Raw genomic sequence first — 14,652 nt, forward strand, 5'->3', positions numbered from 1 at the left:
GCCTTACTCCTGAAATGCCGGCATGACCTCGGCGATGAAGCGCTCGAGCGACGCCTTCTTGCGCTCGAAACTCATGCCGGTGTCGATCCAGAAGGAATATTCGTCATAGCCCAGGGCTTCATAAACCTTGAGCCGATCGATGACGGTCTGCACGTTGCCAACGACATTGTTGGTGCGCATGACCTCGTCCGACAGCATGGCGTTCGCTCTGATCTGCTCGTCCGGAATCCGCTCGATCAGGCCTTGGCTGACCGGCTTCTCATTCTTGAACCAGGCGAAGAAGTAGTTGTAGTAAACGCTGAGTTCATGAGCCGCCTGGGCGACGTCTTCTTCCGACGAGCCGACATAGGTGTGGCGCAGCAGCATGATCTTCGGCCGCTCGACATCGGGGTTCTTGGCGCAGGCAGCATTGAAGCGGTCCATCAGCGACTGGACCTCGTCATCACCCTGCCAGAGCGGCGTCACCTGAACGTTGCAGCCGTTGGCGACGGCAAATTCATGCGAATTCGGATCGCGCGCAGCAACCCAGATCGGCGGGTTCGGCTGCTGCAGCGGCTTCGGGGCAGACGTCGTCGCGGGGAACTTGAAGAACTCCCCGTCATGGGCGTAGTCGCCCTTCCATATGCCCTTGACCGCCGGAATGAGCTCGCGCATGCGCTGGCCCGCACCCCAGGCATCGAGACCCGGCAGCAGCCGCTCGTATTCGAAGGAATAGGCCCCACGCGCAATGCCGATATCGAGCCTGCCGTCGCAGATGATATCGGTCATGGCAGCTTCTCCGGCAAGCTTGATCGGATGCCAGAAGGGGGCAATCACCGTCCCCGTCCCGAGCCTTGCCCGCGATGTGCGGCGGGCGAGATCGGCGATGGTCACGAACGGATTGGGGGCAATGGTGAAATCCATGCCGTGATGCTCGCCCGTCCAGATCGCATGCATACCGCCCTTGTCGGCGATCTCGCAAAGCGCGACGAATTCCTCATAGAGGCTCTTATGGCTCTGGCTGGCGTCGAGCCGCTCCATATGGACGAAGAGGGAGAACTTCATGCTATTGCGCCCTTGGCTGGAATGGGATGGATTTTGCCGCCAGTCTCGTCGCCGAAATAGACGCCGAAATTGCCGATCGAGCTTTCCATCGCGAAGCGGTTGACGATATCGGCGGTGGAGCTGGTCTTGAATTTTGCCGCAGCCAAGGCGTCGGGCTTGATGAACCTGCCGCCGGCAGGCTCGCCGTCGCCGGCAACGGCGTGATAGACGATGTGCTGCTTGCCGTCGCTCTTGCCCTCATAGACCGAATAGAGGAAGCCGACGCTGATTTTCAGCCGGGTGAGCGTCTCCAGATATTCCTGCAAAGCATCGGTCGGGTTGCCGCCATGGGCGTCGATGTTCGGCAGGGAGAGCACGTCCTCGCCCAGCAGCAGAACTTCTCCGCGGCGCTCGACGACGGCCGCAAGTTCGATACTGCCCTCAGCTGCCGCAGACACCGCCTTGCTTGCGAGCGTCGGCGTGAAATAGCCGCCGCGGGCATAGCCGAGACCGTTGCGGCCGCTATTGTCGAAAGCCTCGATGCGGCCCATCAGGATGACATGGTCGCCGGCCTCAATGACCTCTTCCATGGCGCATTCGAACCAGGCCGCGACATTCGAGAAGATGGGGCAGCCCGCCGATCCCTTGGCCCATTCGACCGCCGCAAATCGGTCTTCGACAGGACGCGCGAAAGTATTCGATACGTCCTTCTGCGTTTCCGACAGCACATTGATCGCAAAATGCGGCGCTCCGGTCATGGTGGCGAAATTACGCGAGGTCTTGGCAAGGCACACGAGCAGCAATGGCGGGTTGAGGGAAACGGATGTGAAGGAATTCGCGGTGAAGCCGATCGGGTTCCCCTCCCCGTCACAGGCGGTAACGACGGTCACGCCGGTCGGAAAAGCTCCGAACGCATCTCGCAATGCTCTTGGGTCGACAGACTGGATTGTCATCGTTCATCCTCCCCGAACGACAGCCACTCGGCGAGCAGCGAATTGACGATATCAGGCGCGGTCAGGTTCACCATATGACGATGGCCTTCGACGATGCGGACCCAAGCCTTCGGCGCCAGCGCCGCCATCTGCTCTGCCATCAGCGGCGTCGAATTGGGATCGTCGGACCCCGTCAGGAACAGGGCCGGCCCCGCCACGTCTTTCCAGCGGTCGGCATAAGTCTCATCTCCTCCGGCAAAAGCGGCGTAAGCGACCGCATAGCCTTCGGGATCGACGCGGCTCAGCCATTCTCGCGTCAATTCCCGCGCAACGAGGCTATCGGGATCATCGCCGAACCAGCGAGCCAGGGGACCTTCCTTATCCACACCCGTCACCGGAATGGCCGCGGCCCGTGCAAGCACGGCAGCTTTCGCCTTGGGGTCGCGCCTGTAGACGCCGTTGAGATAAGCGACACGGCTGATCCGTTCGCCGAATGTCGCCGCCGCCCCTCCCGATACCAGCGCCCCCATTGAGTGGCCGGCAACATTCACCCTTTCGATCGCCATCTCGTCGAGAAAGCGCCCGAACCAGGCGACGAATTCCTCGAGGCGGCTGCCCGCCGGCAGCTTTGCGCTCTCGCCATGTCCCGGCATGTCGACGGCGATGACGCGATGGCCCGCCGACAGAAAGGCGATCTGCGGCGCCCAGGCCTCGAGCCGCATGCCGACGCCATGAATGAGAACCAGCGGCTCGCCGCTGCCCGTCTCGTAATAGGCCGTCCCGCCTGGCGTCTCCTTTCGAGGCAAATCACCGGCGGCGCCTTTTGCTGCAGCGGCGCCCGAGATCGATCCGGCTGTCAGCATCTCAGCGCCCACCCTTTCAAACGCCCGCGGGGTTGGCGACGCCCTGCCCAAGGTCCTTCAGATCCTGATAGCGGTCGCCGATGCGGTGATGAGGGCGCCCGCCCACCGAAGCGCCAAGAGCCACGACGATCTCGTCGGCGGCAGGCGCGTCGGGGATCGAGGTCTGGATGGTCAGATAGTGCGAACGGCGGCCTTCATCGTTCTTGTCCATCAGCGGGATCATGATCGGTGCATTGGCAGGACCGCGCGTATTGCAAAAGGCGAGATAGGATTTGGCGCCAACGGCCTGGCGATAGAAATTGCCGAAGCGCAGCGTGTGGATGAGCGCGGAGGCATGTTCGATCTCACCGTCCAGGCCGACCACGGCGGCCTTGCCGTAGGCTTCTACGGCATCGCCGGAACCGACCGCATCGATGATCATCTTGGTCAGCAACTCGCCGAGAACCGGCGCGCCGGCGTGGATTTCGGGCTTGAGGTCTTCGACAAAGCCGCGGCCAGCCCAGGGGTTCTTCACGACCGCGAAAGCCGAAAACAGCTTCAGCGGGACCGCCGCGGCCTTGCCGCCTTCGATCAGCGTCGTTTCGATCTGCAATCCCGTCTTGCGAATTTGAATGGCCATGGGACACCTTATCTCTATTTCGTATTATGGTATACCATAATATAGTGCTGTCAAGCTCCTCTGGATTGCCGGCGCGGCATAGCCGGGTTTCGGAAGAATCGTTTTGTAGCAGTCTGTTATGTCTGGTCATTTTGGGTTCGTGCCGCCCGCGAGCAAAAGGCTGCCAATGATGCACGACATCTCAAAGCTCCGACGAGAGTCCCAGTTGTCAGCTGACAAGTCATTTGAGGCGGCCAAGGCAAGCGAACCCAGCCGGATGAATCGGCCATGTAAGCGCCTCATATTATGGCATACCATCACACTGAGCAAAGTCGGGAGTCAAGTGTGGAGTGCATGACCTCTAAGTCCTGCGCACCAAGATTGAACATACTGATGGATCACAGGTGGATGCCCCTGGCGTCAGAGGCAGAGGCGTCAGCGTCTATTCGGAGGTCTTCTTTGCGGAGAGCACAGCTTCGGCAATCGCACTGGCTGCGGCCACGTGGTCCATCGCTGCCCGATAGGCCCCCTCGCCGTCGCCGCGGCGGATAGCGTCGACGATCTTCGACATCTGTGCCGGCCCCTCGATGCCACGCCTCTCCGTCTTGATGGTCATCGAGCGCAAATGGTTTATACGCACGGTTAGGAGATTGACGACGCCCCAGGCAACATGCCTGTCGACCATGGTGAACAGCGTTTGATAGAAGGAAGAGGTATTGGCCAGCACACCCGCCATATCCTGGTCGCGATAGCTGTCGCGAATTGCGGTCAGAGATTCCTCGAGCGCGGCGACGATCTCGGGGTTTCCACGTTCGGCGCATAACCGCGCCGCCATGCCTTCGAGCGCACCGCGGATTTCATAGATCTGTTTGGCTTCGTCGATATCCAGCTGGGCGACGATCGGTCCCTTGTTCGGCAGATTGGCGACCAGCCCTTCCGATTCCAGATGTCTCAGAACCTCGCGCACCACCGTTCGGCTGACGCCGAGCTGGGCGCAGAGGTCACGCTCGACAAGCCGGTCTCCGGGACGGAAGTATCCGTTGACGATCGCCTCGCGGACCTTGTCGAGCGCCAGTTCCCGCAAGGTCTTCGCAGGACGCTCGACTCTGATTGCTGCGTCCTTCAGAGCACCGCTCATGCTGTACCTCAGTGTTGGATTGACTTCCCAGGCTCGAACTTTGCTGCAGCAGCCACCAGGAATCGTATTATGGCCTACCAAATACTGTAGCTGTCGGCGGCCAGCAATTCAACAACACCGTGCCGATCCCAAGTTTGTCAGCCTACGCGTCGGAGGCGGGCCTCACTTTGACGATCTCTTCGGCCACAGCCTTCGCCTGCACCCGGATATCGGGGACGGCGGTGATCTCCCAGAATTGCCCGGCCGTCAAGGCGCCGACGGCAAACAGCCGCGCGGGCGAGATCCGGGACGGAGCCGTCACTTCGGAAGCCGCATTCACCTGGATGCCGAGGCCGAGCGGATCGGGAACGATCAGCTGAAAGCGGCTCATTTCCTTCAGAAGCGGCGAATGGCTGATCCCGGCGCGCTCCATACCCGTGCAGTTGACCAGCCAGCCCGCCCTGATCTCGGCGATCTCGCGCTTGGCTCTGACCCTGTATCCGGCGACCAGCATGTCATCTTCGGCCTCGAGCGATTTCAGAAAGCCCGCGTGAAAGCGAACGGTTCCGTCTAAGACCAGTTTCTCGAAGCCGGCGAATACGTCGGGCGCTACCCGGTGGCGATGGATGTTCCACCAGGGAAGCGCGTGCCGCAGGAAGCGCGCTCGCTCCTCGTTCGAAAGCCGTTGCCAGAGAGCCTGCGTGACGGGCCTCAGGCCGTCCATCACGCTCCGCCAGTCGGCGACCGACCTGCTCTTTTCCCGCAAGATCTTCAACACGCCGCTGATCGTAGCGGGAAGCGTGTGATCCTCGATCGGCAGCGGCGCGGGCGGCGTCCTCGCATGACCGAGCGGCGCCAGGCCGCGTCGCGAAAGCACGTCGATCTTGCCTCTGTGGCCATGGGCGCGAAGTGCGAGAACCTGATCGATCATCGTCAGGCCGGAGCCGAGAATACAGACCGCATCGGAGGGCGCGACGCGCCTCAGCCAGGAGAGCCGCCACGGGTTCTCGACGATCCGCGATCGCAGCGAAAACGAAACGCCAGTCGGTTCGACCGGAAGGTCGGCGTTTCCGACGCCGAGGCAAAGCACCACATTCTTCCCGGCGACCTCGTCGCCATTGCCGAGGTGAAAGGCGAGCGTGTTTGTGTAGCGCTCCACGCATCCGGCTGCTTTGGCCTTGATGAAATCGACCCGGCAACGGCCATCCCGCTTTCGAAGCAGGCGCGCAAGCGTATCCCTGACATAAAGGCCGTAATCGCCGCGCGAGGCGAAATCGCCGGCCTGCATGGGGCGTTCATGAGCCTTCAGCCAATCGACGAAATCGTCGGGGTGATGGGGCAGCAGGCTCATGCGGCCGGCCGGCACGTTAAGGCGATGGAGATAGAGCTCCGTCCTATATGCCGTCCCGCGTCCGAAACCGGCATCGTCGCCGACGACGGCAATCTTCGCCGAAGCGGGAAGCAGCTCGATGAGATTGCAGGTCACAGCGATCGCTGAAAAACCGGAACCGACGACGATCACATCGTATGTCAACGCATTCTCCCTGAAGCTCGGTAACGCCGCTTCTTGTCACTCACCACCACGCGGATGGCTCAAGCGGCAGAATCACGGAAACAATTATCTCCATAGTCTATAAATATAGTTTGTTATTCCTCCCGCCAGCCCCTTATCAACCGTTACCCTTTTGCAGGTGAGATGAAGGGGCCGGGTGGCCCTTGAAACAAAGGGGCTCAGGATGAATTTCAGAAATTTGCTTGTCGCAATCGCCGTCGGCGTCGGCATTCTCGCAACGGCGCTCGCCACTGAGGCGGCGGACAAGAAGGTCGTCGTCGGCTATCAAACCGACGCATTGCCGTCTTCAGTGGCAATCGCCAACGGCGAATTCGCCAAGAAAACGGGATACGATATCGACTTCCGCAGGTTCAATTCCGGCGCCGAAATCTTCGCAGCCATTGCCTCGGGCGATGTTCAGGTCGGCTATGTCGGCTCCAGTCCGTTTGCGGCTGCGGTCTCGCGCGGGCTCGAGGTCAAGGCCTTCTACCTCGCCTCTATCTCGGGCATCGACGAAGCTCTTGTCGTCCGCAACGGCTCGGGCATTGAAAGCCTGAACGATCTGAAGGGCAAGAAGCTTGCCGCCGCGCCCGTCTCCACGGACCACTATCAGCTTCTGGCGCTGATCAAATCGCTTGGTCTAACCGAGAAAGACGTCCAGGTCTTCGCAATCCCCCAGCCTGAGATCGTTGCGAGCTATAACCGCGGCGATATTGATGGCGGTTTTGTGTGGGATCCGGCGCTCACCGAACTCAAGAAGAACGGCAAGGTTCTGGTGACCTCCAGGGATGTGGCGGACAAGGGCGCGCCGACATTCTCGGCCTGGGTTGCAACCTCGAAATTTGCCGGCGACAATCCGGAATTCCTGAAGGGCTTTGCCTCAGTCGTCACCAAATACTACGCTTCCTTCGCATCGGACAAAGCCGCCTGGGGTCCCGACAGCGATAACGCCAAGTCGCTCGCCAGGCTTCTCGGCGGAACGGCCGAGCAGCAGGCCTCGGCGCTGAAGAACCTGACGCTGCTCACCCCCGAGGTCCAGGCGTCGGACGCCTGGCTCGGCGGCGGCGAAAAGGCGGGCGCCGGCAAGATCCTGAAGGACACGGCATCGTTTCTGAAAGAACAGGGCAAGGTCTCCGACGTGCTGGCGAATTATGGCGCCTTCGTCACCGCCGACGCGCTTACCAGCGCCAGCAACTGATCCTCCCGATGCCGGCGCGACCATCCTCGCGCCGGCGTCGAACTTGTGAGTGGCACCATGCTTAAAGTCGATCACGCCAGCGTTTTCTTTGCAGCCCGGGACGGGCGGACCGTCCACGCGCTCGATCGCGTTTCCTTCGATATTCCCGAACGGAGTTTCGTCGTCGCGCTCGGCGCCTCGGGATGCGGCAAATCAACCCTTCTCAACGCGATCGCCGGTTTCCTTCCACTGTCAGATGGCCGGATCACGCTCGATGGCCGCGCCGTCGAACGGCCGGGTGCTGATCGCGGCGTCGTCTTTCAGAAAGATGCGCTGCTGCCCTGGAAATCGGTGGCCGACAATGTCGCGCTTGGCCTGAAATTTGCCGGCGTCAACCGCAAGGAGCGGCAAGCGCGCGCGCTCGAACTGCTGCGGCTCGTCGGTCTTGACGAATTCGCCGGCGCCTTTCCCTACGAGCTGTCGGGCGGCATGCGCCAGCGTGTCGGCATCGCCCGGGCGCTTGCGACCAATCCCGATATCCTGCTGATGGACGAGCCTTTCGGCGCGCTCGACAGCCTGACCCGCGAGCAGATGCAGGAACTGCTGGTTTCCATCTGGAACAAGACGGCGAAGAAGGTTTTCTTCATCACCCATTCGATCGAAGAGGCGCTGTTTCTCGGCACGCAGGTGCTCGTCATGTCGCCTCGGCCGGGGCGCGTCGTTGCGCGCTTCGATCTCGATTTTATCAGACGCTTCGCCGAAACCGGCGACGGACGATCGATCAAGGCCTCGCCGCAATTTGCCGAGTTGCGTGAGGAGATCCGCGCCATTCTCCACAGCAGCGAAGATTTGAGGAGCGCCGCATGAGCGATGTAATGCAGGCCTCGCCGGTTGCGGCGCAGAGAGAGAACCGCCAGGTCAAGCTGGTGAAAATGGCCGGCTTCGGCGCCGGCGAGAGATCAACGGTCGCCATCAGTGTTGCCACCGCCCTGGCAATCCTGCTGCTGTGGTGGCTCGTCGCTGCCCTTGGCATCGTCCCGCACCTTTTCCTGCCGCGTCCCGATGAGGTGCTGACGCAGATCGGCGTCATCTATCGCGATGGTTACGCCGGTGCATCGCTTTCTGAACACGTCGCTGCAAGTCTGTTCCGCATCGTTGTCGCAGCGCTGATCGCCATCTCCGCCGGCATTCCGCTAGGATTGCTCATGGGCCTGAACCGATGGGCCAAAGGGGTGCTCGATGCGCCGATCGAGTTCTACTGGCCGCTTCCGCCGCTCTCCTACTTGCCGCTGATGATCATCTGGCTCGGGATCGGCGAAACCTCGAAGATCACGCTGCTGGTGCTGGCGATGTTTGCGCCGATCTGCCTTTCGGCCCAGGCCGGCGTTCGTTCGCTGCCGATCGAGCGCGTCAATGCCGCCCGTTCGCTGGGTGCCAGCCGGCTGCAGCTCTTCATCGACATCGTCCTGCCGTCGGCCCTGCCCGAAATCCTCACCGGCATTCGCATTGCGCTCGGCGTCGGCTGGAGCACGCTGGTCGCCGCCGAATTGATCGCCTCGACGCGCGGGATCGGTTTCATGATCATGTCGGCCTCGCAGTTCCTGGCAACCGATGTTGTCTTCGTCGGCATCGCCATCATTGCAGCCTGCGCCTTCACCTTCTCGGCCGCCATCCGTTTCCTGGAGACCTACCTCGTGCCCTGGAAAGGCAAGCTCTGAGGGATTGCATTCAAGATGTCAAAGCGCTGCGGGTCTGAAAAAAGCGCACGGCGCTTAGCGGCTTTGCGTGACCTCGTTCAGGCCATGGATCGACAGGAGTTCGGCTGCGACGAGCTCCTGGAGGCGCCATAAATTGCGATCACGAATGCCGCGTTCTTCCAGATGATTCACCGTCAGATAGAGATATTCGGCGCAGGAGCCCATATGTCCGCAGGCCCTGGCAAGCACGCGCGCCACCGTCTCCAACGGCAATCTGCGGGAAACGCGCTCCCCCTTCGGGCCGGCCCAAAAGACCAACGCGCGCACATAGCCCTGTGCAGTCTTAACAGGAATCCAGCGAACCGTCGCTGCATCTTCGATCGTGCCGACCTCACGGCGGATCAAGCGTCGAATCTGGCCGAGGCGATCGTCATCGGCAAGCCTGAAGAGGATGCCGTTGCATCGTCCGCCGCGATCAAGTGCCATCATGAGGCCGGGCTGCGCCCGGCTTCCCCGCCAGCGTGTCATCTTCAGACAGAAGGATCGATGCCAACCCCTTGCTGCGCCACGCTGCCACTCGACCGCATCGAAGTCCGGCTTCCATATCAATGATCCATAAGCGAAGACCCAGAGCGGCGCGCCGTCGGATTCCTGAAGCAGCCGCCTGGCGAACATCTCCACCTCCATCTCGCTCAGCGGTGTCCGGTGCTGCTCGGGGCCGGGATCGAGCTCGGGGCGAAGGCTGAGCGAGACGAGCTCATTCGTGAGAGCCATACTGGTTGCACCGAGCATCTGAACCTCGCTTCGCCGCATCTCAGCCTGCCTTTGCTCGGTGATATCCCTCACCTTTCAATGCACCGTAAATCTGGCCGCATCAGCCCGGCGCCGCGCAGGCTGTGGATCAGCATCGCGGCCTCCCCGACGATTGCCGCAAATGACGTATCGTCGGCCTCGGCGATCCTGCCGGTCATGTCGTGGAAGCTCGTCGTCAAATGGATGATCGAATGGCGATCTTGCGCCTCTTCCGGCCCAATTTCGGCATCGGCCATGGCAAGCAGCGCCTGCACTAGGCGCTCCATGGTTTGCCGGCGCCTGCTCCTCGGGTCGGCATTCGGATCTTCGCTGAGGCGCAGGAGATCGTCGATGATATCGGACATTCCGCTTCCATTCACATCGCAAGCGCCGGCCGCGCGAAAACGCTGCGCCTTCGATTGCCGGCGCGCATCTTCAAGGCATCCAGCAGCCGGTAGCCCGTTCGCCAGCGGCCAAAACCGCTGGCGATATTGATGTGGCCGGCAAGGCCTATATTCCTGGTCTCGGCTTTCCACAGGCGACCAAACAAGGTCAGCCTATCGACTGTCATGTAGGCGTCGTTCATGCTGCCGACGACGATGCTCGGAAATGGCAGAGGCGCCGTCGGCATGCCGCCGAAGGCGATATGCCCGGCATGCAGATTTTCCGTGGCCGGCAGATCGCAGGGCGCAACGAGCAATGCTCCCTTTACACGGCGGGCAGCGCTTCGTCCGGCCAGCCGGGCAGCGAGCAGGCATCCGAGACTATGGGCAACTAGATAGGCTTCGCCAGCCTCTTCAAGCGCTTCTTCCAATCGCGGCAGCCAGCTGTCGAGGGTGGGATGATCCCAATCCTCCTGAGCGACATAACGGCTGCCCGGCTGATCCTGCAGCCAGTGCTGTTGCCAATGCCCCTCTCCCGAGCCGAACAATCCGGGAAGAATGAGGACTTCGCTCATTGGATCAGCCCGATTACCAGCGCGAAGAGGAAGGTGAAGGAACCGACGACCGTGCATATTCCGGCCGCATGCCTGAGCGGCGATATGAGGCTTCCTGTTGCTCTTCTGGTGTCGTGCCGACGGACGCCGGTCTCGACGACGATTGCCATCTCACCCCCTCCTCAATACCAAAGTCCGGGCATCGCGCCCCAATAATGGAGTTCGTATTCGCGGGCTGACCGGTCCTGCTCCTCTTCGCCGGCAACCAGTCCGTTTACAGGCTCCCGCGCCTTGCTCCGGAGGAAGCAGCCGACTGCACGTTTCAGCCAAAAGTAGAAGTCAAGCTTCATGCGAGCCTCCCGTCAGGGACAGATATTTTCGGCGGTTAGGAAATCAGCGAATGGCGTCGCGCATTGGCAAGCAGATCGCGAAGCGATGCGGTCGGTCCGTAAAGCATCAACAGACGGTTCTCTTCTCGTTTGGCGAGGCGATATCGTCGGGCGAATTCAAAGACGCTCCACAATTGCTCGCCCGATCCCGGCCGTTCCGCATCGTCCACCGCTGCCTTCAGAGATCGAACCATAAAGACGTCCTCTATTCGGCCGCCGCTATTGCAGGGCTTGCCTCAGGAAAGAAAGCTGCCAATTCGCCGACCACTTCACCGATGCGGCTCGAAAGCGTATCGGATGAGATCGTGTAATCCGCAAAATCGCGGTCGGACGCATAAACGGCGGTCGGCAGCGTATGGGCCATAAAGAAACCGAACAGCGGCCGAAGCTGATGCTCGACCATCAAGGCATGCCGGTCGCCGCCACCGGTCGCCGTAATGATGATGGGTTTCCCGCGAAGCTCCTGCGGATCGATCAGATCGATCAGGTGCTTGAAAAGGCCGGGATACGAGCCCTTGTAAGTCGGCGAACCAATAATCAGCACATCGGCCCTTACGATCTCGTCGACGACTCGCCTGGCCTGCTCGTCGAGGTCCTTGCGCCACAAGGCGCCGCCCAGTGACGGACCGACATCGTGCAGATCATAGGTTTTGCTCGAAAAGCCGTATCTGATGCTGGCGCGTTCGGCGACATGCCGGACGAGCGCCAATGTCTTCGATGGGCGGTTGAAGCTGCCGGCAATGCCGACGAGTTTGAAACCTGACATGGTTTTTCCTCTCTGTGGTTACCTCAAATATTGTCTATAAAATTACTGGATTAAAGGAATGTGCATCTCTCCTTCGGCGCTCGATTGAAAAAAGATTCGCCTTGAAGTTTACGGTCTGTCACCGCGCAGATGACGCTCGAGGAAGGGCAGGTTGTCCTGGCCCCAATAAAGCTCGCCGTCATAGACATAGCTGGGAAAACCGAAGACGCCGCTGTCGCGCGCATGCACGCGGTCTGCCGACCATTTGTTCTGGACGTCGTCGTCGGCTTGGCGCCTGAGAAGCGCTGCGCCATCGAAACCTGCTGATGTAACGATCGCCTCGCGTATATCTGATTTGCCGATATCCCTCGCCTCGCTCCAGAAAGCATGCTGCAGGGCGCGGACGACGCCAATCCAGTCCTGCCCGTCGAGATAGGCGGCGATCACGAAGAGGGAGGCCGGCGCCGGATCGCTGAGCTCCGGCCGATGTTCGAGCCGCAATTCCTTGCCACGCACGCGCGCCCAGCGTTTGAGGTCCCGCGTCCAATAGGCGCGGCGAATCTCCGGGCGGTTGCGTGAGAAGATGCCGCCATTCTCCTCGACCACCGTCGTCAGATAAGGCGTGACGACGACGTCGTTCTTCGCCGCCAGCTCGGTAAAGGCATCGAAGCCGATGTAGGACCAGGGCGAGCCGATCGAAAAGAAATATTCCACCGATTTGGTCACTGACGGATGTCCCTCTTAAAATGGTTGTTTGGTGCCGAATGGGCGCGGTCGACGGCCCTTCAGGAAGCGGCCCGAATTTCGGGCCGCGCTTTCCATCCGAGTTCAGGGGCGATCTTTGTCACGAAGTCGTGGAGGATCTGGCGAGATTCCTCGTGCTCGAACTCGTAAGGGAGCTCCAACCTCAACTCGCTGATCTCAGGCAGGATCGGATCGGCGAAAAGCCGCTCCAAAATTTTCTCCGACGTGCCAACAATATCACGGGCGAACAGGGTGCGCCGCTCACCCTGCGGCGAAAGCGTCCGTTGATGGCGGCCATCCGCATAATCGCGATAGCGGCGGCGCGTTGGCGCATCGGCGCTGTCGAAAGGCGCGATGACGCGGCCGAGCGCGACGCGGCGCTGCGTTCCAGAGTCGCGATAAGTTTTAATCAGCCTGGATTGGGCGACGAAGAAATCGTCGGTCCCCTCCCCCGTTATCACATTCCCCGTCAACAAGTTGAAGCCGTTGCGGCCGGCCCAGCCAGCCGAGTGCTGCGACCCGCCGCCATACCAGATCCGTTCGATCAGTCCCTTGGCATAGGGCTGCAGACGCGGCCGCTGTGGGCCGAAGGGCGTCTTGATGAAGGTCTCGTCATCTCCGAAATAGGTGCCGCGCAGATTGTCGGCAAAGCGCAACACGCGATCATGCGGGAAATCGTAACGCGTCCAGTCGCCGTCAAAGGCGAGCGGGCCGATCAGCTCGGCATGCAGCGGCCGGCCGGCGCTGACGCCGATATTCAGCCGCCCGCGCGAGAGGACATCGACCGTCGCGAGGTCTTCGGCTAGCCGATACGGGCTTTCATAACCGATCGGGATGACCGCCGTTCCGAGCTCGATCCGGCTGGTGCGCTGGGTGGCCGCCGCCAGAAAGGCGCTGGCGGACGAGATCCCCGGCTCCAGGTGCCTCTGGCGGACCCAGGCGCTGTCAAAGCCAAGCGCCTCGCCATAATGCAGTTGCTGGAGCGTCTGTTCCAATCCCGACAAGGGATCGTCATCGGGATAGTTGCCGGGAGTGAGGAAGCCGATATGACTGATGAATATTTTGCGCCCGCTCATGTCATGACTTCCGACGATCAATATTTCGGCAGGCCGGGAGGATTGGTCTCGGACGCGGGCAAGGCTTCCTCGGAAAGATGCCAATGATCGAGTATCCCCGCATAGGTGCCGCCCTTGATCAGACCATTGGTGGCGATGGTCAGCGCATCGGCGAGCCCGCTTCCCTTGCGGGTAGCGATCGCGACGTCGGAACGATCCGGCCAGCCGGCGCTCAGCGTGCCCACCCGCTTGATGTTCTTGTCACGCGCCGCGATGAAAACGAGCTGCGCGTGCGGCTGGACGATGACGTCGGCGCGACCCGAACGCAGCGCGAGAAGACTCGCCGCCTCGTCGTCGTAATATTGCAGTTCGATCGGCTTCAGGCCCGCGGCAACATCCTCTTCGCTCCACTCGACCAGGATACGCTCCTGATTGGTGCCGGCGCCGACGATGATCCTCAGGCCTGCCGCATCCTTCGGCTCCTTGATCGAGGTTTTGGGACTATCGGATTTCACGAAGAAACCGTGCAGGCCCTGCCGGTAGGTGGAGAAATCGAACTTCTCCTTGCGCTGCTCAGTGACGCCGACATTGGAGATGACGGCATCATACTTGCCCGCGGTTAAGCCGAGCGGCCAGTCGATCCAGGCGACCGGCACGATCTCCAGCGCCAGGCCGAGGCTGTCGGCGATGGCATAGGCGTAATCGGGATCGGCGCCGACCACGGTCTTGGCGTCGGTGGCATAGGTCGCAAGCGGCGGGCCGCCGGGGCTGACGGCGATGGTGAATTTACCCGGCGTGACGAACTTGAAATCCTTCGGGATCGCGGCGATCGCCGCATCGTTCCTGGCGGCATGAAGCCTGCCCGGCTGCTGCGGGCTCAAGTCAAAATCATCTGCCGCATGGGCTGCACTGAGGCCCGTCAAGACTGCCGTCAGCGCCGCGAAGAAAAAGGTGCGGATATCAAGAAAATTCGCCACGTTCGATATATCTCCGTTTGCGGTGAAAGGCAGGGACGGACCGGCACGAACGGC

18 protein-coding genes and 1 pseudogene are annotated in these 14,652 nt (G+C 61.2%); 3 read left to right on the plus strand and 16 right to left on the minus strand.

Going from position 1 to position 14,652, the window contains the following annotated elements:
- Positions 1 to 3: 3 nt before the first annotated feature.
- From GGI60_RS20755 to GGI60_RS20780, 6 genes are all read right to left on the minus strand, one after another.
- A complete protein-coding gene (locus tag GGI60_RS20755) occupies positions 4 to 1,044 on the minus strand; it encodes an LLM class flavin-dependent oxidoreductase (protein ID WP_183918503.1) in 1,041 nt (346 codons plus the stop codon).
- Positions 1,041 to 1,976 (minus strand): flavin reductase family protein, encoded by a 936-nt coding sequence (locus GGI60_RS20760; RefSeq protein WP_183918502.1) that lies wholly within the window; start codon positions 1,974 to 1,976, stop codon positions 1,041 to 1,043. Before GGI60_RS20760 ends, GGI60_RS20755 begins: the two co-directional genes overlap by 4 nt.
- Positions 1,973 to 2,818: an alpha/beta fold hydrolase gene (locus GGI60_RS20765; RefSeq protein WP_183918501.1), complete on the minus strand. Its 846-nt coding sequence runs from the start codon at positions 2,816 to 2,818 to the stop codon at positions 1,973 to 1,975. The genes GGI60_RS20760 and GGI60_RS20765 overlap by 4 nt, the downstream gene beginning before the upstream one ends.
- 16 nt (positions 2,819 to 2,834) lie before the next feature.
- Positions 2,835 to 3,437 carry an amino acid synthesis family protein gene (locus GGI60_RS20770; protein WP_183918500.1) on the minus strand — a complete coding sequence of 201 codons (603 nt, stop codon included), beginning with the start codon at positions 3,435 to 3,437 and terminating at the stop codon, positions 2,835 to 2,837.
- Between the two features lie 421 nt (positions 3,438 to 3,858).
- On the minus strand, positions 3,859 to 4,554 hold the full coding sequence (locus GGI60_RS20775) for a GntR family transcriptional regulator (protein ID WP_183918499.1): 696 nt from the start codon (positions 4,552 to 4,554) through the stop codon (positions 3,859 to 3,861).
- A gap of 142 nt (positions 4,555 to 4,696) precedes the next feature.
- On the minus strand, positions 4,697 to 6,067 hold the full coding sequence (locus tag GGI60_RS20780) for an FAD/NAD(P)-binding protein (protein WP_183918498.1): 1,371 nt from the start codon (positions 6,065 to 6,067) through the stop codon (positions 4,697 to 4,699).
- Between the two features lie 202 nt (positions 6,068 to 6,269).
- On the opposite strand from GGI60_RS20780, the gene tauA reads away from it, so the two are divergent.
- The 3 genes from tauA to GGI60_RS20795 are packed head-to-tail and all read left to right on the plus strand — an operon-like array spanning position 6,270 to position 8,980.
- Entirely contained in the window at positions 6,270 to 7,283 is a 1,014-nt protein-coding gene (tauA, locus tag GGI60_RS20785) for a taurine ABC transporter substrate-binding protein (protein ID WP_183918497.1), read from the plus strand.
- Between the two features lie 57 nt (positions 7,284 to 7,340).
- Positions 7,341 to 8,129, plus strand: a complete 789-nt coding sequence (locus GGI60_RS20790) for a taurine ABC transporter ATP-binding protein (protein WP_183918496.1) — start codon at positions 7,341 to 7,343, stop codon at positions 8,127 to 8,129.
- The gene (locus GGI60_RS20795) at positions 8,126 to 8,980 is read left to right on the plus strand and encodes an ABC transporter permease subunit (RefSeq protein WP_183918495.1); all 855 of its coding nucleotides are present in this window, start codon (positions 8,126 to 8,128) and stop codon (positions 8,978 to 8,980) included. The genes GGI60_RS20790 and GGI60_RS20795 overlap by 4 nt, the downstream gene beginning before the upstream one ends.
- Positions 8,981 to 9,034: 54 nt before the next feature.
- On the opposite strand, the gene GGI60_RS20800 is transcribed toward GGI60_RS20795, so the two are convergent.
- The 10 genes and pseudogenes from GGI60_RS20800 to GGI60_RS20845 form a co-directional block, all read right to left on the minus strand.
- Entirely contained in the window at positions 9,035 to 9,751 is a 717-nt protein-coding gene (locus tag GGI60_RS20800; protein WP_183918494.1) for a gamma-glutamylcyclotransferase, read from the minus strand.
- A 57-nt stretch (positions 9,752 to 9,808) separates the two neighbouring features.
- A pseudogene (locus GGI60_RS20805) lies at positions 9,809 to 10,116 on the minus strand (hypothetical protein).
- An 11-nt stretch (positions 10,117 to 10,127) separates the two neighbouring features.
- Positions 10,128 to 10,709 (minus strand): alpha/beta hydrolase, encoded by a 582-nt coding sequence (locus tag GGI60_RS20810; RefSeq protein WP_183918493.1) that lies wholly within the window; start codon positions 10,707 to 10,709, stop codon positions 10,128 to 10,130.
- On the minus strand, positions 10,706 to 10,858 hold the full coding sequence (locus GGI60_RS20815; protein WP_183744554.1) for a hypothetical protein: 153 nt from the start codon (positions 10,856 to 10,858) through the stop codon (positions 10,706 to 10,708). The genes GGI60_RS20810 and GGI60_RS20815 overlap by 4 nt, the downstream gene beginning before the upstream one ends.
- 12 nt (positions 10,859 to 10,870) lie before the next feature.
- Positions 10,871 to 11,038, minus strand: coding sequence for a hypothetical protein (locus GGI60_RS20820; RefSeq protein ID WP_183918492.1), 168 nt, complete (start codon positions 11,036 to 11,038; stop codon positions 10,871 to 10,873).
- Between the two features lie 35 nt (positions 11,039 to 11,073).
- Positions 11,074 to 11,271 (minus strand): hypothetical protein, encoded by a 198-nt coding sequence (locus GGI60_RS20825; RefSeq protein WP_183918491.1) that lies wholly within the window; start codon positions 11,269 to 11,271, stop codon positions 11,074 to 11,076.
- Between the two features lie 11 nt (positions 11,272 to 11,282).
- A complete protein-coding gene (msuE, locus tag GGI60_RS20830; RefSeq protein WP_183918490.1) occupies positions 11,283 to 11,843 on the minus strand; it encodes an FMN reductase in 561 nt (186 codons plus the stop codon).
- Between the two features lie 108 nt (positions 11,844 to 11,951).
- Entirely contained in the window at positions 11,952 to 12,548 is a 597-nt protein-coding gene (locus GGI60_RS20835; protein ID WP_183918489.1) for a 2-hydroxychromene-2-carboxylate isomerase, read from the minus strand.
- 59 nt (positions 12,549 to 12,607) lie between these two features.
- Positions 12,608 to 13,642, minus strand: a complete 1,035-nt coding sequence (locus tag GGI60_RS20840; RefSeq protein WP_183918488.1) for an LLM class flavin-dependent oxidoreductase — start codon at positions 13,640 to 13,642, stop codon at positions 12,608 to 12,610.
- Positions 13,643 to 13,659: 17 nt separating this feature from the next.
- Positions 13,660 to 14,598, minus strand: a complete 939-nt coding sequence (locus tag GGI60_RS20845; RefSeq protein WP_183918487.1) for an ABC transporter substrate-binding protein — start codon at positions 14,596 to 14,598, stop codon at positions 13,660 to 13,662.
- Positions 14,599 to 14,652: the final 54 nt, after the last annotated feature.

The sequence above is a fragment of the Rhizobium lentis genome (assembly GCF_014200175.1).
Taxonomy (GTDB): domain Bacteria; phylum Pseudomonadota; class Alphaproteobacteria; order Rhizobiales; family Rhizobiaceae; genus Rhizobium; species Rhizobium mulingense.

Coding starts and splice junctions, on each gene's coding strand:
- GGI60_RS20790 (WP_183918496.1), top strand. CDS start 7,341: ATGCTTAAAGTCGATCACGCCAGCGTTTTCTTTGCAGCCCGGGACGGG.
- GGI60_RS20815 (WP_183744554.1), bottom strand. CDS start 10,858: ATGGCAATCGTCGTCGAGACCGGCGTCCGTCGGCACGACACCAGAAGA.
- tauA (WP_183918497.1), top strand. CDS start 6,270: ATGAATTTCAGAAATTTGCTTGTCGCAATCGCCGTCGGCGTCGGCATT.
- GGI60_RS20810 (WP_183918493.1), bottom strand. CDS start 10,709: ATGAGCGAAGTCCTCATTCTTCCCGGATTGTTCGGCTCGGGAGAGGGG.
- GGI60_RS20795 (WP_183918495.1), top strand. CDS start 8,126: ATGAGCGATGTAATGCAGGCCTCGCCGGTTGCGGCGCAGAGAGAGAAC.
- GGI60_RS20840 (WP_183918488.1), bottom strand. CDS start 13,642: ATGAGCGGGCGCAAAATATTCATCAGTCATATCGGCTTCCTCACTCCC.
- GGI60_RS20775 (WP_183918499.1), bottom strand. CDS start 4,554: ATGAGCGGTGCTCTGAAGGACGCAGCAATCAGAGTCGAGCGTCCTGCG.
- GGI60_RS20765 (WP_183918501.1), bottom strand. CDS start 2,818: ATGCTGACAGCCGGATCGATCTCGGGCGCCGCTGCAGCAAAAGGCGCC.
- msuE (WP_183918490.1), bottom strand. CDS start 11,843: ATGTCAGGTTTCAAACTCGTCGGCATTGCCGGCAGCTTCAACCGCCCA.
- GGI60_RS20755 (WP_183918503.1), bottom strand. CDS start 1,044: ATGAAGTTCTCCCTCTTCGTCCATATGGAGCGGCTCGACGCCAGCCAG.
- GGI60_RS20825 (WP_183918491.1), bottom strand. CDS start 11,271: ATGGTTCGATCTCTGAAGGCAGCGGTGGACGATGCGGAACGGCCGGGA.
- GGI60_RS20820 (WP_183918492.1), bottom strand. CDS start 11,038: ATGAAGCTTGACTTCTACTTTTGGCTGAAACGTGCAGTCGGCTGCTTC.
- GGI60_RS20770 (WP_183918500.1), bottom strand. CDS start 3,437: ATGGCCATTCAAATTCGCAAGACGGGATTGCAGATCGAAACGACGCTG.
- GGI60_RS20800 (WP_183918494.1), bottom strand. CDS start 9,751: ATGCTCGGTGCAACCAGTATGGCTCTCACGAATGAGCTCGTCTCGCTC.
- GGI60_RS20760 (WP_183918502.1), bottom strand. CDS start 1,976: ATGACAATCCAGTCTGTCGACCCAAGAGCATTGCGAGATGCGTTCGGA.